Raw genomic sequence first — 20,132 nt, 5'->3', positions numbered from 1 at the left:
GATTGCCCCTCCCCTAAAAGCGTGGTTCGGGGCAAAGCTTTACGCGCGGCCGTAGGCCTCTGCAATGGCGACTTGCATCGCTTCTTCGGGCGTGCGGTTGCCCCAGGTCACCAGCTGGATCGCGGGGTAATACCGCTCGGCGCTCAGCACCGCTGCGCTGATCATGGTATCGATCTGTTCAGGGCTGGCCATCTGACCACCCGCCAGAACCAACCCGTACCGATAAACCATCAGCTTCTGGTTGGCCCAATAGGTAAATGCGCCTGCCCAGCATTGGTCATTCATCTTGTTGAGCAACTCATACAGCTCGTTCTCACGCCCGGCCGGAGGCTCCATCTCGAAGGAGCAAACCATGCGGAGTGTTTCGTCATAGTGGGACCAGGCGAGCGTGATCGAGTAAGTGCGCCACTGTCCTTCGACGGCCATGGCGATCTGATCGTCGCCGATGCGGTCAAAATCCCAGTCGTGATGTTCGGCCAGATGTTCAACAATATCGATTGGATGAAGGTCTTCTTCGAGAAACTGCTCGGAAAGGGCCATAATGCCACCTCACTACTCTCTAGCATTTCGGGGCTGGCAGCGCCCCAGCGCTAGTTGCCTGCTCTACAAGCCGGGCTTCCCCCGTAGGCCTGTACTAAATATGGTGCGACGCGAGCCGGGTTCTGGCAACCCTATTTATTGGGGATAACAGCAATAAGTTGTGGACAGCTGACAACGGCAATCAAAATATTGGCACAAATTGCAGCTTTGTCTTGATTAAATTCTGCGATACGTCAAACTACACCGCACCGCACAACCCGACATTGGATTGCGCGGCGGTTAGTTTTGTCCCGAAAATCTGGATTCTGGTGAGGCGCGCTGGGGTTATTTGTCCAGCTTTGCCTCGAGCGCAGCAATACGCTCTTCGAGCTTGGCATTTTCTTCACGCGCTTTCTGCGCCATGGCGCGCACGGCGTCGAATTCTTCACGCGTGACGAAATCACGATCGGCAAGCCACCGGTCGATCATGGACTTCATCGCGTTTTCGGCTTCTTCCCGCGCACCCTGTGCCACGCCCATGGCGTTGGTCATCAGTTGGGAAACGTCATCAAGAATCTTGTTGCGGGTTTGCATGGCTTTACTCCGATATCGCGATTGGTCTCTATATGGGTAAAGAATGGCCCGGGCTCAAGGTTGACTTGCCCCTCTAACCCCGGGCAATGAGACGCACATGCAGGCTGTTCTGAATTTCCCCGATCTGTCGCCCGAACTCTTCTCGATCTCAGTATTCGGGATGGAGTTCGCCCTGAGGTGGTACGCGCTGGCTTATATCGCAGGCATCCTGATTGCCTGGCGCATGGCAGTGATGGCGTTACGGCGCCCGGCTTTGTGGCGGGACGACACGCCTCCGATGAAGCCCGAACAGGTCGAGGATCTGATCACATGGATCATTCTGGGCGTGATTCTGGGTGGTCGGTTGGGCTTTGTGCTGTTTTACCAGCCCGGCTATTACCTGTCGCACCCGGCAGAGATCGTGAAGGTCTGGCAGGGCGGCATGGCCTTTCACGGTGGCCTGCTGGGCGTTGTGATCGCCTCTTACCTGTATGCGCGACGCCATAAGATACCGCTTCTGTCCCTGGGAGACCTGGTGGCTTACACGGTGCCGCCGGGCCTGTTGCTGGGCCGACTTTCGAATTTCGTGAATGCCGAATTATGGGGGCGACCCAGCGAACTGCCATGGGCGGTGATCTTTCCCGGTATGGCTGCGCAGGACTGCCCTGGCGTCGTGGCCGGAATGTGTGCAAGGCATCCGTCACAGCTGTATGAGGCGGCGCTGGAAGGTGTGTTACTGGGCGCCGCGTTGATCTGGCTGGCCTATCGCCGCGGGGCGTTTCACAAGCCCGGCCTGATCATGGGGCTGTTCCTTGCCGGGTATGGTGTCTCGCGCTTTATCGTCGAATTCTTCCGCCAGCCTGATGCGCAGTTCGTGTCACCGGGCAACCCGCTGGGACTGGCATGGCATGTTAGTGGATATGGCCTGACAATGGGTCAGTTGCTATCCCTGCCCATGATCGCACTTGGCCTGTGGTTCGTGTTGCGCGCCCGGCGGGCTGCATGACACTGCTGGACCACCTGATCGCGCGCATCCGGCAGGATGGCCCGATGAGTGTGTCCGACTATATGGCAGAATGCCTGTTGCACCCCGAATTGGGCTACTACAGCACACGTGATCCGCTGGGCGCCAAAGGGGATTTCATCACAGCCTCGGAAATCAGCCAGATGTTTGGCGAGTTGATCGGATTGTGTCTGGCACAAAGCTGGATCAATCAGGGTCAGCCATCCCCCTTTTCGCTGGCCGAACTGGGACCCGGGCGCGGCACCCTAATGGCTGACATCCTGCGCGCGACGCGAAACGTCGCGGGTTTTCATGAGGCGGCTCAGGTGCTGCTGCTGGAAGCATCTCCAGCGCTAAGGGATGTGCAGGCCAGGACGTTGAACGGGTTTGAGCTGCGCTGGATCGACACCATCTCTGACCTACCTGAACAGCCCTTGTTTCTTGTGGCCAACGAGTTCTTTGATGCCCTGCCCGTGCGCCAGTTCATTCGTGACGGTGAAGGCTGGCGCGAAAGGTTGATCGGCGAAGATAGCGGGGCGCTGACATTCGGACTTGGGCCAGATGCCGCACAAGCCGCTCTGCAGGACAGACTGACGGACACAAAGGATGGTGATCTGGTCGAACTCTGTGCCGCGGCGATTCCCGTTTTGACCTGCATCGCCGAGCGCATTTCCAGCAAAGGTGGAGCAGCTTTGATCGTGGATTATGGCGACTGGCGTTCGCTGGGTGATACGTTGCAGGCCCTGCAGGCCCACGAGCGCTGCGACCCCTTGGGCGACCCGGGTCAGGCTGATCTGACGGCTCATGTGGACTTTGAACCGCTGGCTCTGGCAGCCCGTGCCACAGGCTGCGCGCATTCCCGTCTGACACCGCAGGGTGTGTTTCTTGAACGGCTGGGCATCACCGCGCGGGCGCAGGCATTGGCAAAGTCCCTGAGCGGTTCGGAGCTGGATGAGCTGATTGCCGCACATCGCCGGTTGACGCACCCTGCGGAAATGGGAAACCTGTTCAAAGTGCTGGGCCTTTTTCCGGCACATTCGGCGCCACCACCGGGACTGGAATCATGACACTGGAAATTCTCACCTCGGACATGCTGTCGCCCGTCAGGCATGGTTTCTTTAGCCGTCGCGGCGGCGCGTCATCAGGTATCTTTGCTGGTCTGAACTGCGGCTATGGTTCATCCGACCAAACCGAGGCCGTTGCGCTGAACCGAAAGCGGGTAGCAGATGCCATGGAAGTTGAACCCGAGGCGCTGATCGGAGTGCATCAGGTGCATTCTCCAACAGTTGTGACGGTCGACGGCCCTATCAGTGGTGACAAACCAAAGGCTGATGCAGTTGTGACAGCAACGCCTGGGCTGGCCCTGACGATCCTGACGGCTGATTGCCAGCCGGTCCTGTTTGCAGATCCTGATGCGAATGTGATTGGCGCTGCTCATGCAGGTTGGCGCGGAGCTTTGGATGGTGTTCTCGAAGCCACTCTGGATGCGATGGAAGCCCTGGGGGCACGCCGCGAAAACACACGTGCCGTGATAGGCCCGTCGATCTCGCAACGCGCCTATGAGGTCGGGCCTGAATTTATGGACGATTTCATGGCCGAATCTCAGGAAAACGCCCGTTTCTTTGCAAATGGGCAGGATGACCGGCTGCAATTTGACCTGCCGGCCTTTGGCCTGCACCGGCTCAGACAGGCCGGTGTCGGGCAAGCCGAATGGACAAGGCACTGCACATATTCCGACCCGGACAGATTTTATTCTTACCGTCGCGCGACGCACGCAAGTGAAGCCGATTATGGCCGCCTGATTTCCGCCATAAGATTGTAGAATTTGCGCCAAATAAGGCGGGACCGCCCCTTTTTTGCCACATTTGTTGTGTTTATCAGACTCAGAATCGTATGAAATTTTTGCCAGTGCTCAGATGGTTATCTGATTTTCGGACATTTGAATTCTGGCATCCGAAGTAAAGAGGTGCTGCCAACCTTCATTTCCGTCCTGAATTCTTCCCGGAACAGCCTTATCGCTGCCGCAAATCGGCGCCACGGTTAGTCCAGATGGGAAAAAGGGGCCTTAGACCCCAACAGAGCAGGATCAGTGAAATGAAGACTAAATCTCGCTTTCTCAGCGCCGTTGTCGCGGCCATCAGGGAACAGGAATTGGAGATGCCCTGGAAGCGAGTTTCAAGTCACTCTGTCAGAGTTGCCCGCCGCCTAGCGGCGAAACGCTGACAAAGGACCCCCAAAAGGACCAAGCTGCCGGTCCCGATGGGTAAGACACATCAGACGTTGTTCCGGTCTGGTGTGACCAATGCCACAGAAGTTTGCTTGTGGCAGTGTTACGGAGCATGTGTGCGTAGGCAATTTAGGCTTGCGGGTTACGAGTTTGTCTGGGGGGTCAATGTGTTGACCAATGGAATGCGAAATTCATTCGCTGTGCACCGCCACATCGGCGGTCGCCCGGGGGTTACCCATTTATTTCAAGACAAAGAACTGAAGTCGTCAGGCGAGTTAGCACGGGGGGTGTCGCCGCCTGATCGAAATTTAGAGGGGTCGGAATACATATGACTATTCCAAATACGCTGGCGCGCGCCGCCAGAAATGCTGTTGAGACGTCGGCATTATTGCGGGAAGCCCCGCGGCCGGGAACAAAACAGAAGGCGCAGCTGCGACGCTATGAAGTCAGCACGTTGTTGAAAAACGGGGATGTTTCACAAACGCGCCACATCGCACCTGCCCTGCCAGTCTTTGAAGACGCGTTCTGCGCCTTCACACGCGGATCGCTGGTCGAAACCGAACAAGGGCCTATGGCGATCGAAGATTTGCTGCCTGGCGATACGGTTCTCACACAGGATGGCACGTCTGAAACAGTGTTGTGGAAGGGATCTGTCACTCTGATCCCGGGACGTGAGGATTCACGCGGTCGCACTCGGCCTCTGACCCGTTTCATGGCAGATACATTTGGCATGCAAAAGCCGATGTCAGGTGTGATTGCGGGTCCGGCAGCGCGGCTACTGGGCACACCTTCGCATCTGCGTCATTTGAATGGTGGCGAACCGATGCTGACGCCTGTAGGCGAGTTTCAGGACGGGATGGGTGTTATCGAAACGCAGCCGCCAACGCCGGTCGAGCTGTTTCACATCTGTCTGAAGCGGCATTCGGTGATCCGGGTTGATGGTCTTCAATTCGAGACCTATCACCCCGGCGTAAACGCCATCAGGATGATGAGCCATTCGCTGCGCTCAATCTACATGAACCTGTTTGCGCATGTTGAATCGCTGCACGATTTTGGCCCACTATTGATGCCACGTGCCGGAGATGGAGAGATTGACGCTATATCAGCGTGAATAAGTTAACGATTACTGCAGTGTGGGGGCATTATGCAGATATTACTTGGTTGGGCCATTTCATTGGCCGTTGTAGCGATCCTGCCTGCGTGCAGGGCACCACTTAAACGCGTCGTGTTTACGCCGTCCGGTTCATTCGTTCTTCTAACACATCGAACGGAACCCCGGGCTCATCTTTTGCACCGCGGATAACAAGCGAAGTCTTGACGCTGGCCACGTTCGGCGTGGTCAGCAATTCGCCTGTCAGAAATTGCTGAAAGCTGCTGAGGTCAGGCGCCACGCATTTCAGGATAAAATCAACCTCGCCGTTCAGCATGTGACATTCACGGACCAGCGGCCATTCACGGCATCTTTCTTCGAAGGCGCTCAGTTCCGTTTCGGCCTGACTCTCAAGACCGACCATCGCGAAAACCTGAACCTCAAAACCCAGTTCACGAGAGTTTACTTCGGCGTGGTAGCCGCGGATGTAGCCAGATTCTTCCAGGGTACGAACGCGTCTGAGACACGGAGGAGCCGAGATACCAACACGTTTCGCGAGCTCAACATTGGTCATGCGACCGTCTGCCTGCAACTCCGCCAGAATCTTGCGGTCAATCTCATCCAGCCGTGTCGTGACCATGAAATGCTCCTGAATTTTTCGGTTCTTATATCAGCACCCCGGCGATGCGCAATATTGTTTCGCATTTGCGCAATATTCTTTGTTTTCAATATGGTCGTTTTTGTCGTGGTATTCCGGTAGCGCATGACAGATGCGTGAGCGGAAGGGGCTTTAAGCAGCGCGTCCCGGTCGTTATATCCAAGCGCGGCGGACTAAGGGTCCGCAGAGGCAGATCGAGTGGGGGTACTATGGCCGAAACGAAACACACCAAGGTTCTGATTATCGGATCAGGGCCAGCCGGATACACCGCCGGCGTCTATGCCAGCCGTGCGATGTTGGAACCTATCCTTGTACAGGGTATCGAGCCCGGTGGGCAGTTGACGACAACAACGGATGTCGAAAACTATCCCGGTTTCACCGAGGTCCAGGGCCCCGACCTGATGATCAAGATGCAGGAACACGCCACGGCCATGGGGTGTGAGGTCATCGGCGACATCATCAGCGATCTAGATGTCAGCCAACGTCCGTTCACTGCAAAGGGTGACAACGGAACCACCTATACTGCAGACGCCGTGATCCTTGCGACAGGTGCGCGTGCCAAATGGCTGGGCCTGCCTTCAGAGGACAAGTTCAAAGGATTTGGTGTTTCAGCTTGTGCAACCTGCGATGGTTTTTTCTATCGCGGGCAAGAGATCGTAGTGATCGGTGGCGGCAACACCGCCGTTGAAGAGGCTTTGTTCCTGACGAATTTCGCCAGCAAGGTCACGCTGATCCATCGGCGTGACGAGCTGCGGGCCGAGAAAATCCTGCAGGATCGCCTGTTCAAGAACGAAAAGATCGAGCCGCTGTGGTTCCACGAACTGGACGAAGTGATCGGCACTGATGCTCCGCTCGGCGTCGAAGGGGTCCGCGTGAAGAATGTAAAAACCGGCGAGATAACTGAGATTCCCTGTAAGGGCGTCTTTGTTGCCATAGGCCATGCGCCCGCGAATGAGCTAGTCAAGGACACGCTTGAGACACATATGGGCGGTTATGTCGTGACCAAACCGGGTTCGACCGAAACCTCGGTTCCGGGTGTTTTTGCAGCCGGTGATCTGACCGATCATATTTACCGTCAGGCGGTGACATCAGCTGGCATGGGGTGCATGGCCGCCCTGGATGCCGAGCGATTCCTGGCAGAGCAGGAATAAGCGCGTGATTGAATTCTCCGGCCCGGTCTGGAGAATTCTGTTCCAGTCTCAGGCAGGGTCCCCGCTCGACCCTGCCCGAGCACCCGAAGGCCGGTTTCACCATCATGGTCAATCCGCGCTCTATGCATCGCTCAGTGAAGAAGGGGCCGGAGTTGCAATCCGGCGCTACGTCTCGGCGGGTGATCCGGCACGGGTTATCCAGCGATGTCATGTCACCGCGTCGCTGCATGATTTGCGCGGCCAACCTGAAGTATCCGTGGTCTGGCAGGACATAGCCGCCGCTGACCTCTCCTCGCCAACATGGGCCTATTCTGACAAGGCGCGCGCATATGGCGCTCAGGGGATGCTGTATAGCTCACGATCCCGCCCTGACCTGAGTCATCTGGTGCTGTTCGACATAACACCGACAACCATCCGAACAGTGGGCCAGCCCCACCCCTGGCACCCTGACGGTTACCTCTCTCTTGACCCATGACCGCTGCCAAAGCAGACTTGATGCAAACATGGCAGTAAGCGGGTGGGATCATTGAAGAGTGCTCTTTGGCAGGGCAGCTGGGCAACCCGCATCCGGATCGCAAGCGGTCTGGCCCTTTTCGTCTTTGCCTTTTTTCATTTTATCAACATCGGTCTGGGCCTGTTTCATACCGATTATCTGCATGGAATGCAGGATGGTCGTGTCGCGGTGACGCGGCATCTTATCGTCAGCCTGATCTTGTACACCGCGCTTCTGTCCCATGCTGGGCTGGCATTGGCCTCAGTCGCCCAGCGCCGCACCCTGCGCATGCCCTTCAGTACTGGCCTGCAGATTGTGTTGGGGTTGCTGATCCCATTGCAGCTAATCTCTCACATCATCCAGACCCGTTATGCCAATCTGGCTTATGACGTGAATGACGAGATGGGTTACATCATCATTCTGATGTGGCCCAATTCCGCCATCTGGATGCAGAGCATTCTGTTGTTACTGGTCTGGATCCATGGCTGCATTGGCCTGCACATGTGGCTGCGCATTACAAGTTGGTGGGGAAATCTGGCCCCCTATCTTATTGGCATTGCTGTGTTTGTTCCAAGTTTCGCTTTGACTGGCGTACTAACAGAAGGTCGGCGCATCTGGATGGACTTTGCCGACGAAGATCTGCGCGAGCAGTATATCGAGCACTATAACTGGCCCACGCCGGAACAGTTTCAAACGATGTTCAGCATCAAGGACAACGCCCTGATGGCGTTCTGGTTCTCGCTGGGTGTGACTGCACTGGTTTACATCGGGCGCAAGCTTTGGCGGCGCAGACATTCGGTTCGCATCCGGTATGTGCATGGCCCCGACATCGTGGCCGAAAAGGGTATGACTCTGCTGGAGATGTCTCAGGCCAACGGGATTCCGCATACAGCACTATGTGGTGGCAAGGGCCGCTGCACCACTTGCCGTGTCTTTGTCGAAGACGGTGCTGACAGCCTTCCCCCGCCCAGCGAGGTCGAAGCGCGAAGCCTGTCAGCCGTAGATGCCCCCGAAGGCACGCGTCTGGCCTGCCAGATACGCCCAACTGAACCTATTACGGTGTTCCGAGTGTTCCGCCCCGATGGCGGGCGCAATCGCGCACATGCCAGTCAGGGGCAGGAACGGCAACTGGCGGTTCTGTTCCTGGACATGCGGGGTTTCACGGCCCGAACAACGGGTCAGCTGCCCTATGACATCGTTTTTCTGCTGAATCGTTTCTTTGACGCAATTGTTCCGGCGATCACCGCAGACGGCGGCGTGGTTGACAAATACATGGGTGACGGCCTGCTTGCCGTATTCGAAACGTCAGATACTGAAAGCTCGGCCAAGGCGGGTTTGAAGGCAGCAATGGATGTCGGACGTGCACTGCAACGGTTCAATCAGCAACTGGAGGCCGAGGGCAGCCCCGAAATCCGTATCGGCATGGGATTGCATCTGGGCGATCTGGTTCTGGGGGAAATCGGCGCGGCCGGTCATGCATCGCGCACCATTATCGGCGACGCAGTCAACGTCGCCAGCCGTCTTGAAGCGGAAACCAAAGGGTTGGGTGCAGAGCTACTGGTCTCGGCCGAAGTTTTGCGCGCGGCCGGCATCGATTGTGATCGGCTGGATCTCAGCCTGTTCCAGCTGCGTGGCGTCGCTGATCCGGTTCCTGCGCTGCCCGTCTCACGGGCCACAGAACTGGAAGGGAGTGTTGCCAAACCGGAACAGACCATCTCGGCTTGACGAAATTGTCCGCATTCGGGGGGAAAATGATCGCCCTGAGACCATGAGACTGGAAAATCCTTCCAATCCTAAGAAAAACCGCGCATATCCTCCTTTGTTTCATGAACGCATATGGACTTTGAATAACCACCGGGGCAAATGCCCCAAAACACCCAAGATTCACTGGCAAAGACGCACCACGACAAGAGTATTCCCATGACGATGTTAAGTAATTTGGCCCCGATCCCCGAACTGTATGTGTCTTACGACTCGGCCCAGAAGCTGAAAGTCGAGGCCGCCGATCTGACCAGCTGGGATTTGAGCCCACGTCAGATCTGCGATCTGGAACTGCTGATGAATGGCGGGTTCAACCCGCTGAAAGGTTTCCTGAGCGAAGCGGATTACGACAACGTTGTCGAAAACATGCGCCTGGCCGACGGGACGCTTTGGCCGATGCCCATCACGCTGGATGTGAACGAAGATTTTGCGGCTCAGATCGAGCTGGGTCAGGACATTGCCCTGCGCGATCAGGAAGGTGTCATTCTCGGCACCATGACGGTGACAGACCGTTGGACACCCGACAAATCGCGCGAAGCCGAGAAGGTCTTTGGCGCAGACGATCAGGCGCATCCGGCGGTGAACTATCTGCACAACGTCGCGGGCAAGGTTTATCTGGGTGGCCCAGTCACCGGTATTCAGCAACCCGTTCACTATGACTTCAAAGCGCGCCGTGACACACCAAACGAACTGCGCGCCTATTTCCGCAAGGTGGGCTGGCGCCGCATCGTCGCCTTCCAAACCCGCAACCCGCTGCACCGTGCGCATCAGGAACTGACTTTCCGCGCTGCGAAAGAAGCGCAGGCCAACCTGTTGATCCACCCGGTCGTCGGCATGACCAAGCCGGGCGATGTAGATCACTTCACCCGCGTGCGTTGCTACGAGGCGGTGCTGGACAAGTATCCGGCCTCGACCACCTCGATGTCGCTGCTGAATCTGGCCATGCGTATGGCAGGCCCGCGCGAGGCCGTCTGGCATGGTCTGATCCGCGCCAATCATGGTTGCACGCATTTCATCGTAGGCCGCGATCACGCTGGCCCGGGTAAGAACTCGGCCGGTGAGGATTTCTATGGCCCCTACGATGCGCAGGATCTGTTCCGCAAATACCAGGATGAAATCGGCGTCGATATGGTCGATTTCAAACACATGGTCTATGTGCAGGAGCGCGCGCAGTACGAACCGAACGACGAGATTCTGGATAAGGACAACGTCACAATCCTGAACATTTCGGGCACAGAACTGCGTCGCCGTCTGGCCGAAGGTCTGGAGATACCGGACTGGTTCAGCTTTCCCGAGGTTGTCGCTGAACTGCGCAAGACACGGCCGCCGCGCAGCCAGCAGGGCTTTACCGTGTTCTTCACCGGCTTTTCGGGTTCGGGCAAATCGACAATCGCAAACGCGCTTATGGTCAAGCTGATGGAAATGGGCGGGCGACCGGTCACACTGCTGGATGGTGACATCGTGCGTAAAAACCTGTCATCCGAGCTGGGCTTTTCGAAAGAGCACCGTGACCTGAACATCCGCCGCATCGGTTATGTGGCCAGCGAGATCACCAAGAACGGCGGCATCGCCATCTGCGCCCCGATCGCGCCCTATGCAACCACACGTCGCGCCGTTCGCGAAGACATCGAAGCTTTCGGTGCCTTCTGCGAAGTCCATGTTGCCACCAGCATCGAGGAATGCGAACGCCGGGACCGCAAAGGTCTGTACAAACTGGCGCGTGAGGGCAAGATCAAGGAGTTCACCGGAATCTCAGACCCTTACGATGTGCCCGAAAGCCCGGAGTTGCGTGTCGAAACTGAGAATGTCGAAGTCGACAACTGCGCCCATCAGGTTCTTTTGAAACTGGAAAGCATGGGTCTGATTGCAGGCTAACACCCTGTAAAATCATCAAGAATGCCTCCAGATTCTGGGGGCATTTTTTTGTTGCAAAACGGCGAGTTCGTTCCCCAGAGTCTCGCTCAGGCGATTGTCTCAGCCTACCGGCGCAATCAGGTGCTAAACTATTTGTGGCAGATCGACTTGCCCGCGCATCAGGACATGGCCCTTTCCGGCAACCTTGATGCCGGTCATGGCCTCAGTCGGACCTACGCGCGTGACCGTAGCTTGCCCGGGGCGCCCCATGTCGTGGCCCTGTTCCGCTGTAAAGCTGTCCTTTTGCATCAGGCCATATTTCCACAGATAAGCAGCCATCGCGCCAGTCGCTGATCCGGTGAACGGATCTTCGGGCGGGCTGGGCGGGGCGAGCAACAGGCGTGAGAAGGTATCGCCTGCCTCGGTCGCACCCTGCAAAGTCACCAAAAAGGGTTCGGCCATGTCCGACCCCGAATAGCCGGCCGCCTCTGCCACCTTGCGCAGCGGCCCTTCGACCAGATGTGCGGCGCGCAGGGCCTGATGGTCACGCAGAACGGTGACGCAGAAGGGCAACCCGGTCGAGACCAGTTGCGGCGGCGAGATGATCGCATCTGCAGGCAGACTGATCGCCGAGGCCACCAGATCAATCGGCACATGGACCCCGAATTGCGGGGCAACCTGCGTCATTTCGATCTCATCTCCGATCAGACGGATCGCAACGATCCCTGCCCCGGTTTCAAGCGTCAGTTCATCCCCTTTGAACAGACCGCGCGACCGCATGGCGGCCACCGTCGCAATCGTGGGATGACCGGCAAAGGGAATTTCGCGGCTGGCGAGGAAGTAGCGGACACGAATATCCGCGACATCCGATGGGCCGGTAAACGTGCACTCCACCAGCGATGTTTCGCGGACATAGGCGGTGCAGACATCCACCGGCAAAATGGCCCCGCCGTGGACAACAGCGCAGCCGTTACCTCCGAATGCCCGGTCACTAAAGGCATCCACCCAGTCAAAGTCGAACCAGCTCATGCGGCATCTCCCATATGCACTTCGTCGCGTCAGGGGCGCGCCCTGCCGGTTCGCATGTTTCACCGCTGTAGCGGCGGATGTCACGTATTTTCAGAAAGTCTGGGGCCGTTCAGTGAACGGCCACCGGCGACAGATCGTGCTGTCGCGCCAGCACAAAGGCCAGCTTGCGGTCAGACACCAACGCAAGTTGCTGACCATCGGAGTCGTGGACAGCATAAAGCTGGTCCAGATCTCCGGCCTGATCCTGCAAATCCTGAGGCAGGTCGGCCACATCGACAGCCTTCACATATACGATCCGGTCGCCTTCGGTGTTGATCTCAATCGGTGTATTCATGCCTTACCCCTTTCTTATGTTGATCGTTTGCACCACGGTTTCGGGCACAGCGCGGGTCAGGTCGACATGCAGCAGACCGTTTTCCATAATCGCCTCGCCCACCTCGACACCATCTGCCAGCACGAACATGCGCTGAAACTGGCGCGCGGCGATGCCCCGGTGAAGGAACACTCGTCCTTCACTGTCGTCGCGTTGACGGCCCCGGATAACCAGTTGGCGATCCTCGATCGTGATCGACAGGTCCTCTTCAGCAAAACCGGCCACGGCCAGTGTGATGCGGTAGGAAAAATCCGAGGTCTGTTCGATATTGTAGGGCGGATACCCTTCATTTCCGGCCTTTGCAGACCGTTCAAGAAGGCGTTCCAACTGCTCGAACCCCAAAAGATGCGGGTATGAGCCAAGAGTAAGTTTCGACACGTTATTATCGTCCTTCATTGTCAAAGCGACGTGTTGTGCGGCCCCGTAGCGGCAACCGTACATAATAGAATATGGGAAGAAACCAGGATGTCCACAAGGTCTAGGCGGATTCACCGGAACACACTATTCTGTGTGGAACGCACCACCAGAATACTGAGTCGTCCATGAACGCACCCACCGACCTTTCGATGAAAACCGATGAAGTTCTGCGGGTTGAGCTGGAGGTTTTTCGTCGTCAGCACCGTGATCTCGATGAAGCCATCGAAGCGCTGCAGGCCAAGGGCACAGCCGATCAGCTGACCGTAAAACGTCTGAAAAAGCAGAAACTGCGCCTGAAGGACATCATACGTCTGATCGAAGACCGCCTGACCCCCGATATCATCGCCTGAGGCGCGCGTACCGCATTGCCTGACAGGCGGATTTGGCTATAGTGCGCGCTCTTTCCGAAGGCAGGGACGTAAGCGGATGAGCGATGTGAAGGTGGGGATCATCATGGGCAGCCAGTCGGACTGGCCCACGATGAAAGAAGCAGCAGATATTCTGGATGATCTGGGCGTGGCCTATGAGGCGCGGATTGTCTCGGCCCACAGAACACCCGACCGGCTTTGGGATTACGGAAAGACCGCTGTTGAGCGCGGATTGCAGGTTATTATCGCTGGGGCGGGCGGTGCGGCGCACCTTCCCGGAATGATGGCGTCCAAAACGCGGGTTCCCGTGGTCGGTGTACCGGTGCAGACACGGGCGCTGTCCGGTGTCGACTCGCTGTATTCAATTGTTCAGATGCCCAAAGGCTTTCCTGTGGCGACCATGGCAATCGGTTCCGCCGGTGGTGCAAATGCGGGACTGATGGCTGCGGGTATTCTTGCACTGCAGGATGAAGCGCTGGCCGAACGGCTGGATGCATGGCGCGAGGCGCTCTCAGCCTCAATCCCCGAGGAGCCAAGCGATGACTGAGGCGCTCGCCCCCGGGGCAGTAATCGGAATTCTGGGCGGTGGTCAGCTGGGCCGGATGCTTTCAGTAGCAGCCTCGCGTCTGGGATTTACCACCCATATCTATGAACCCGGTGCAAACCCGCCCGCAGGTCAGGTTGCAGATCGTGTTACGACCGCCGCCTACGATGACGAAGCCGCTCTGACGGCTTTTGCTAAATCCGTGGACGTCATCACCTATGAATTCGAGAACATTCCGACCGAGGCTCTGGATCTGCTCGAGGCGCACTGCCCCATCCGACCGGGACGCGAAGCTCTGCGAGTCAGTCAGGACAGGTTGACCGAAAAGACGTTTCTGCAAGGGCTGGGTCTGAATACGGCGCCTTTCGCTGACATTACCGATCTGGACAGCCTGAACGCGGCGATCGAAGAAATCGGCACGCCTGCGATCCTCAAGACCCGCCGCTTTGGCTATGACGGCAAAGGGCAGGCACGGCTGCACGCGCCTGAAGACGCCGAGACGGCATTGGCTGATATGGCAGGGGCTCCGGCCATTCTTGAGGGGTTCGTGGATTTCTCGCATGAGGTGTCGATCATCGCTGCGCGCGGTCGGGATGGGCAGGTTGCCTGTTTCGATCCGGGCGAGAATGTGCACCGTGACGGTATCCTGCACACCACCACAGTCCCTGCCCGCCTGCCCCCTGCACAACGGACCGACGCGATCCTGTTGGCGGCAAATATCCTTAACGCGCTGGATTATGTCGGTGTGATGGGGGTTGAGCTGTTTGTAACACCGCAGGGCCTGATCGTGAATGAAATCGCACCGCGGGTTCACAACTCGGGGCACTGGACCCAGAATGGCTGTGCCGTCGATCAGTTTGAACAGCATATCCGCGCTGTTGCGGGCTGGCCGCTCGGCGATGGGCAGCGTCATTCAGACGTGGTGATGGAAAACCTGATCGGACACGATATGGACCGGGTGCCGGAACTCGCTCGCGAGCGGGACGTGGCCCTACATCTCTATGGCAAGGCCGAAGTCAAGGCTGGTCGCAAGATGGGGCATTTCAACCGGGTCGTTCGCTGAACGACCCCGGTTTCAGCTAATGAATCGCGTCGCGATGTCACCGGACATATGGCTGATACGACCCGCCGCAACAGTAGCCGCAATCCGATAGGTTTCGGCATCCAGTATCACCAGATCAGCGCGTTTACCGGGTGCCAAAGTGCCACGATCATCCAGGCCCAGCACTCTTGCGGGGCCTTCAGAGACCAAAGCCCAGGCCCCAGCCAGATCAAGCAATCCGGTTTTGGCCACCATCAGCGCGGCACGACGCGGGCTGGGATAGTGATAGTCCGAGGCCAGTGCATCACACAGCCCCATCGTGATCAGGTCCAACGCACTGACATTTCCCTTGTGCGAGCCACCGCGAACCACGTTGGGTGACCCGAGAATGATGTGATCACCATTCGAACGCGCCGCCTCGGCCGCGTCGAGTGTTTCAGGGAATTCAGAGATCGAAACGCCGCGATCACGCCACCATGCCCTTGTTTCTGCGGTGGCATCGTCGTGACTGCCCAGCCGGATACCTTGTTGACGCAGTTCTGCGCACAAAGCGTCAAGCGCGTCCGGGACCTCTTCTTTTCTCGCATGCATATTCAGCAGCATATCAAAATGAGCGTCCGGATTGCGCCCCGCCTTGAGCGCCTGCCCCGTCAGGCGTGGCGGCTTGCGGCCTTCGGCCAGACGGTCATGCGGCAGATGGTCGTTGAAAACGACGTAGGGCACCTGCCATTCGGCGATGCGGCCTGGCAGATCTGCATAATCCTCAAGCATGTGGGTTTCAAACCGCAACTGCGGGATCAGATCGGTCACTGTACTGTCTTTGACAGACGCGATGGCATCAAAAACCTGCGCCGCAAATTCTGGTCCGCGCACGCCGCCTTCCCAGCTATGAAACTGGGCCAGCACAGCTGTCGTAATTCCGTTAGCCGCCAGTTCAGCCTCGACCGAAAGGATGCCTTCGGCCATTTGCTTCATTGCTCCGCGGCGCGGTGCGATATGGCGCTCGAACCCGTCACCATGCAGATCGATGATTCCGGGCAGAACGATATATCCCGACAGGTCAACCTGACGCCCGGTTCGATCCTGTTGAACAAGCCCGTCGCCGATGCTGAGTTCTGCAGGCACAACGCCTTCAGCGGGCAGCAGGACATCCGCGCCCGTGAATGTCAGTTCAAGTGATGTCATCGCGTGGGTTCCGACTCTGGTTCCGAGCAATCCTGCCCGATGCAGATCTCGTCTATTATGTCCATGACCCCATCAAGCCAAGTGATCTGCGGGTCAAACTGACCGTACTCAATAAAGTGTAGCGCCTGCGCCATGACACGCGGGTTGTTCATCATGAATGTATGGGTCACCGGCAGGACGATATGATCAGCCATGCCCTCGACCTTGGTTGTTTCGACCGACACCTTGCCGTCATCCGTGCCATCAATCAGGGATGACCAAATCGGGTTCAGGGAATTCTCGCCTGCAATGACGCCCAGCTCGAAGTCTACCGGCGGCAGGCGGCGCGGCAGACCTTCTGGTCCTGTACCTAACGCAAGACCCGCCGGTCCGTGCAACAGGCCAAACACCTCCCAGTCACCCAGTTCATCAACCAACTGACTGCCCTGGTTCGGCGGGCCCAACATAACGACGCGGCCGAGGTTCTCGGGGTGATTATCCTGCAGCCAATAGCGCAACAGGATACCCCCCATCGAGTGAGCCACGATATTGACCTTGTCATCGCCACATTCGGCGAATGCATCCGGCAGGGTCTGATTGGCCAGCTCCGGGATCGGCAAATCCGTCGAAGGATAACCCGGTCGTACGACGTTGTAGTCGTGAATCCGGAACAACTGCTCCATGACTGAGAACGAGGCTTCGGTGCGCGCAAGTCCATGCAAAAGCACAACGCATTTAGCGCTCGCAACAGCGGGTGTCAGGAACAGGAATATTGCGACCAGAAACCTCATGCCAGCCAGATAAGGCCTATCTTGCGCGGTTGGAACCCCTAGCGGCGCTTCAACCGCACCACGGCCAGTGCGATACCGCCCAGCACCAGCATTGCTCCGACCATCAGTTTCAGACTCGCGATTTCGCCCAGCAGGATCACTCCGGCAATGATCGCAATGATTGGGACGCTGAGTTGGACAACCGCCGCTGCAGCCGGAGCAAGTTGCGGCAGAACCCGATACCAAAGGGCGTAACCCATCCCGGATGTGACCGCGCCCGACAGGATTGCAAGCAGATAACCAACAGAATTGATCTGCCATCCAGCACCAAACCATAGCAGAGCCAAAGCGGTAACCGGCAAAGCCACCACGAAGTTTGCAGCTGTCCCGGCCAAGGCATCCGGCTCGGAGCGTCCGGCCAACGAATAAGCGGCCCAGCCAACTCCGGCGGCGGTCATCAAGGCGGCCCCTGTAAGATCGACCTGCAGCGCACCCGATGGCCACAACACAAACGCTAGGCCCGCAAGCGCTATTGCAGCACCAAGCATTTGCCGGGCGGTAGGGACCGCGCCGAATGCGGTGTTCGCCGCAAACATGGTGATCTGGACCACACCAAACAGGATCAGCGCGCCGAGACCAGCATCCAGTGTCAGATAGGCCACCGAAAACCCGATCATATAGAGCGATAGCGCCCCTGCCCCGATGATCCTTCGCCTGTTCCGCAATGGCAGCTGCGTGCCACGCATAAGGACAAGAAGTGAAAGAACCAAAGCCCCGGACAAGACCCGGACCACAGCAAAACTGGCCGGATCGCTGGCCCCGCTGTCGACCGCCAGACGGTTCAATATCGAATTTGCCGCAAAGGCGCACATGGTCAGGGTGGTCAGCAGGAATAGTCTCATATCAACCGGATAGCGGTTTAACAGAGTTTTGGACACTCACTTTCCTGCGGGCATAAGCTGCAAAAGGAAACGGGGCCGCCCAAAGGCGACCCCGTTCTTATTTCTCAGTGCGGCCCCTTTTCGGCAGCTTGGCCTGTTGGCCAAGCGCCTGTCGGGTTCGTCAGAATTCGCTGGTGCGAACTCGACGTGCTTACATCATGCCGCCCATGCCGCCCATGTCGGGCATGCCGCCTGCAGCAGGTGCGTCTTTCTGCGGCTTGTCAGCAACCATTGCTTCGGTGGTGACCAGCAGGCCAGCAACCGATGCCGCGTCTTCCAGAGCGGTACGGACAACTTTGGCCGGGTCGATCACGCCGAACGAGAACATGTCGCCATATTCTTCGGTCTGTGCGTTGAAGCCAAATGCAGCGTCAGTGGACTCACGGACCTTGCCCGCAACAACCGCACCGTCAACACCCGCGTTCTCGGCGATCTGGCGCAGCGGCGCTTCGATTGCCTTACGAACGATGTTGATGCCTGCGCTTTGATCAGCGTTTGCGCCTTCCAGCGATTCCAGTGCTTTACCGGCCTGAACCAGAGCAACACCACCGCCGACAACAACGCCTTCCTGAACAGCAGCGCGTGTTGCGTTCAGAGCATCGTCCACACGGTCCTTACGCTCTTTCACTTCAACTTCGGTCATGCCGCCGACGCGGATAACAGCAACACCGCCTGCCAGTTTGGCAACGCGCTCTTGCAGCTTCTCACGGTCGTAGTCCGACGAGGTTTCTTCGATCTGAGTGCGGATCTGAGCAACGCGTGCCTCGATCTCGGCTTTCTCGCCAGCACCGTCGACGATGGTGGTTTCGTCTTTGGTGATTTCGATTTTCTTGGCGGTGCCCAGCATGTCCATGGTGACGGACTCGAGCTTCATGCCCAGATCTTCGCTGATGACCTGACCGCCGGTCAGGATTGCGATGTCCTGCAGCATGGCTTTACGGCGATCGCCGAAGCCCGGTGCCTTGACAGCAGCAATTTTCAGACCGCCGCGCAGTTTGTTGACAACCAGAGTTGCCAGCGCTTCGCCTTCAACGTCCTCAGCAATGATCAGCAGCGGCTTTTGCGACTGGATCACCTGCTCGAGCAGCGGAACCATCGGCTGCAGCGAGGACAGTTTCTTTTCGTGCAGCAGGATCATGCAGTCGTCGAGTTCTGCAATCATCTTGTCTGCGTTGGTGACGAAGTAAGGCGACAGGTAGCCACGGTCGAACTGCATACCTTCGACAACGTCGGTCTCGGTTTCCAGACCTTTGTTTTCTTCGACGGTGATAACGCCTTCGTTGCCAACTTTCTGCATCGCGTCTGCGATCTGCTGGCCGATTTCGGCTTCGCCGTTGGCCGAGATGGTGCCAACCTGAGCAACTTCGGCCGAGTCTTTGACTTCGCGCGAGGCGTCTTTGATGCCTTCAACAACCTTGGCAGTCGCCAGGTCGATGCCGCGCTTCAGGTCCATCGGGTTCAGGCCAGCAGCAACCTGCTTCAGACCTTCGCGAACGATTGCCTGCGCCAGAACGGTTGCGGTGGTGGTGCCGTCACCGGCTTCGTCATTGGTGCGGCTGGCGACTTCTTTCACCATCTGCGCACCCATGTTTTCGAACTTGTCTTCCAGTTCGATTTCCTTGGCAACCGAAACACCGTCTTTGGTGATGCGCGGTGCGCCGAAGGATTTGTCCAGAACCACGTTGCGGCCTTTGGGGCCCAGGGTCACTTTAACAGCATCGGCCAGGATGTTCACACCTGCCAGCATGCGGTTACGGGCATCGGTGTCGAACTTGACGTCCTTTGCAGCCATGTCGTTTCTCCTTGAGAAAATGTATTGGAATGAAGATCAGAGAAGCGCGTGGGCTTACTCGATGATCCCCATGATGTCGCTTTCTTTCATCATCAGCAGCTCTTCGCCGCCGACGTTGACCTCGGTGCCCGACCATTTGCCGAACAGGATCTTGTCGCCAGCTTTAACAGCCATTGCGATCAGTTCGCCGCTGTCCTTGCGTGCGCCTTCGCCGGTTGCAACGACTTCGCCTTCGCTGGGCTTTTCTTTTGCACTGTCAGGAATGATCAGGCCGCCTGCGGTTTTCTCTTCGCTTTCGGTACGGCGAACCAGCACACGGTCATGAAGCGGTTTCAATGCCATCTTTGCAGCTCCTTGGGCTCA

The 20,132-nt window shown here is 57.6% G+C and carries 22 protein-coding genes; 11 read left to right on the top strand and 11 right to left on the bottom strand.

From position 1 onward, the window contains the following. Positions 1-39: 39 nt before the first annotated feature. Positions 40-540, bottom strand: a complete 501-nt coding sequence (locus tag ACR0CW_RS01330; protein ID WP_155137255.1) for a type III secretion system chaperone family protein — start codon at positions 538-540, stop codon at positions 40-42. 324 nt (positions 541-864) lie between these two features. Further along, the gene (locus tag ACR0CW_RS01325; protein WP_155137258.1) at positions 865-1,113 is read right to left on the bottom strand and encodes an accessory factor UbiK family protein; all 249 of its coding nucleotides are present in this window, start codon (positions 1,111-1,113) and stop codon (positions 865-867) included. Positions 1,114-1,210: 97 nt separating this feature from the next. Between ACR0CW_RS01325 and lgt the strand changes: the two genes are divergently transcribed. The 4 genes from lgt (at position 1,211) to ACR0CW_RS01305 (ending at position 5,433) form a co-directional block, all read left to right on the top strand. Next, complete coding sequence (gene lgt / locus ACR0CW_RS01320) at positions 1,211-2,098, top strand: prolipoprotein diacylglyceryl transferase (RefSeq protein ID WP_480786558.1); 888 nt, start codon at positions 1,211-1,213, stop codon at positions 2,096-2,098. Then, positions 2,095-3,162, top strand: a complete 1,068-nt coding sequence (locus ACR0CW_RS01315) for a class I SAM-dependent methyltransferase (RefSeq protein WP_480786557.1) — start codon at positions 2,095-2,097, stop codon at positions 3,160-3,162. Before lgt ends, ACR0CW_RS01315 begins: the two co-directional genes overlap by 4 nt. After that, positions 3,159-3,917: a peptidoglycan editing factor PgeF gene (gene pgeF / locus ACR0CW_RS01310; protein WP_480786556.1), complete on the top strand. Its 759-nt coding sequence runs from the start codon at positions 3,159-3,161 to the stop codon at positions 3,915-3,917. Before ACR0CW_RS01315 ends, pgeF begins: the two co-directional genes overlap by 4 nt. A gap of 733 nt (positions 3,918-4,650) precedes the next feature. Next, positions 4,651-5,433 (top strand): Hint domain-containing protein, encoded by a 783-nt coding sequence (locus tag ACR0CW_RS01305; RefSeq protein WP_155137270.1) that lies wholly within the window; start codon positions 4,651-4,653, stop codon positions 5,431-5,433. A gap of 118 nt (positions 5,434-5,551) precedes the next feature. Here the strand turns inward: ACR0CW_RS01305 and ACR0CW_RS01300 are convergent, their stop codons facing one another. Continuing rightward, positions 5,552-6,052 carry an Lrp/AsnC family transcriptional regulator gene (locus ACR0CW_RS01300; RefSeq protein WP_155137273.1) on the bottom strand — a complete coding sequence of 167 codons (501 nt, stop codon included), beginning with the start codon at positions 6,050-6,052 and terminating at the stop codon, positions 5,552-5,554. A 227-nt stretch (positions 6,053-6,279) separates the two neighbouring features. On the opposite strand from ACR0CW_RS01300, the gene trxB reads away from it, so the two are divergent. From trxB to ACR0CW_RS01280, 4 genes are all read left to right on the top strand, one after another. Continuing rightward, a complete protein-coding gene (gene trxB / locus ACR0CW_RS01295; RefSeq protein WP_155137276.1) occupies positions 6,280-7,221 on the top strand; it encodes a thioredoxin-disulfide reductase in 942 nt (313 codons plus the stop codon). A 4-nt stretch (positions 7,222-7,225) separates the two neighbouring features. Next, entirely contained in the window at positions 7,226-7,696 is a 471-nt protein-coding gene (locus tag ACR0CW_RS01290; RefSeq protein ID WP_480786555.1) for an RES family NAD+ phosphorylase, read from the top strand. Positions 7,697-7,747: 51 nt separating this feature from the next. After that, the gene (locus ACR0CW_RS01285; RefSeq protein WP_480786554.1) at positions 7,748-9,439 is read left to right on the top strand and encodes an adenylate/guanylate cyclase domain-containing protein; all 1,692 of its coding nucleotides are present in this window, start codon (positions 7,748-7,750) and stop codon (positions 9,437-9,439) included. A 195-nt stretch (positions 9,440-9,634) separates the two neighbouring features. Continuing rightward, a complete protein-coding gene (locus tag ACR0CW_RS01280; protein WP_480786553.1) occupies positions 9,635-11,350 on the top strand; it encodes a bifunctional sulfate adenylyltransferase/adenylylsulfate kinase in 1,716 nt (571 codons plus the stop codon). A gap of 123 nt (positions 11,351-11,473) precedes the next feature. On the opposite strand, the gene ACR0CW_RS01275 is transcribed toward ACR0CW_RS01280, so the two are convergent. The 3 genes from ACR0CW_RS01275 to ACR0CW_RS01265 form a co-directional block, all read right to left on the bottom strand. Beyond that, positions 11,474-12,358 (bottom strand): PhzF family phenazine biosynthesis protein, encoded by an 885-nt coding sequence (locus tag ACR0CW_RS01275; RefSeq protein ID WP_480786552.1) that lies wholly within the window; start codon positions 12,356-12,358, stop codon positions 11,474-11,476. Positions 12,359-12,467: 109 nt separating this feature from the next. After that, the gene (locus ACR0CW_RS01270) at positions 12,468-12,692 is read right to left on the bottom strand and encodes a DUF1150 family protein (protein ID WP_155144857.1); all 225 of its coding nucleotides are present in this window, start codon (positions 12,690-12,692) and stop codon (positions 12,468-12,470) included. A 3-nt stretch (positions 12,693-12,695) separates the two neighbouring features. Then, positions 12,696-13,109, bottom strand: coding sequence for an Hsp20 family protein (locus ACR0CW_RS01265; protein WP_085821398.1), 414 nt, complete (start codon positions 13,107-13,109; stop codon positions 12,696-12,698). Positions 13,110-13,273: 164 nt separating this feature from the next. Between ACR0CW_RS01265 and ACR0CW_RS01260 the strand changes: the two genes are divergently transcribed. The 3 genes from ACR0CW_RS01260 to ACR0CW_RS01250 all read left to right on the top strand — a co-directional run bounded on the left by ACR0CW_RS01260 (position 13,274) and on the right by ACR0CW_RS01250 (position 15,123). Then, on the top strand, positions 13,274-13,498 hold the full coding sequence (locus tag ACR0CW_RS01260; RefSeq protein ID WP_155144859.1) for a YdcH family protein: 225 nt from the start codon (positions 13,274-13,276) through the stop codon (positions 13,496-13,498). 76 nt (positions 13,499-13,574) lie between these two features. After that, complete coding sequence (gene purE, locus ACR0CW_RS01255; protein ID WP_155144860.1) at positions 13,575-14,063, top strand: 5-(carboxyamino)imidazole ribonucleotide mutase; 489 nt, start codon at positions 13,575-13,577, stop codon at positions 14,061-14,063. Then, positions 14,056-15,123, top strand: a complete 1,068-nt coding sequence (locus ACR0CW_RS01250; RefSeq protein ID WP_480786551.1) for a 5-(carboxyamino)imidazole ribonucleotide synthase — start codon at positions 14,056-14,058, stop codon at positions 15,121-15,123. Before purE ends, ACR0CW_RS01250 begins: the two co-directional genes overlap by 8 nt. Before the next feature lie 12 nt (positions 15,124-15,135). Here the strand turns inward: ACR0CW_RS01250 and ACR0CW_RS01245 are convergent, their stop codons facing one another. The 5 genes from ACR0CW_RS01245 to ACR0CW_RS01225 all read right to left on the bottom strand — a co-directional run bounded on the left by ACR0CW_RS01245 (position 15,136) and on the right by ACR0CW_RS01225 (position 20,111). Further along, entirely contained in the window at positions 15,136-16,287 is a 1,152-nt protein-coding gene (locus ACR0CW_RS01245) for an alpha-D-ribose 1-methylphosphonate 5-triphosphate diphosphatase (protein ID WP_480786550.1), read from the bottom strand. Next, positions 16,284-17,057 (bottom strand): alpha/beta fold hydrolase, encoded by a 774-nt coding sequence (locus ACR0CW_RS01240; protein WP_480786549.1) that lies wholly within the window; start codon positions 17,055-17,057, stop codon positions 16,284-16,286. Before ACR0CW_RS01240 ends, ACR0CW_RS01245 begins: the two co-directional genes overlap by 4 nt. A 38-nt stretch (positions 17,058-17,095) precedes the next feature. Beyond that, complete coding sequence (locus ACR0CW_RS01235; RefSeq protein ID WP_155145039.1) at positions 17,096-17,938, bottom strand: DMT family transporter; 843 nt, start codon at positions 17,936-17,938, stop codon at positions 17,096-17,098. A gap of 190 nt (positions 17,939-18,128) precedes the next feature. Further along, entirely contained in the window at positions 18,129-19,769 is a 1,641-nt protein-coding gene (groL, locus tag ACR0CW_RS01230) for a chaperonin GroEL (RefSeq protein WP_480786548.1), read from the bottom strand. A 54-nt stretch (positions 19,770-19,823) separates the two neighbouring features. Continuing rightward, the gene (locus tag ACR0CW_RS01225) at positions 19,824-20,111 is read right to left on the bottom strand and encodes a co-chaperone GroES (protein WP_155144864.1); all 288 of its coding nucleotides are present in this window, start codon (positions 20,109-20,111) and stop codon (positions 19,824-19,826) included. Positions 20,112-20,132 lie beyond the last annotated feature (21 nt).

The sequence above is a fragment of the Ruegeria sp. CH6 genome (assembly GCF_056537005.1).
Note: the sequence above shows the minus strand (reverse complement) of the source record. Positions and strands in the feature narration are given on the sequence as shown.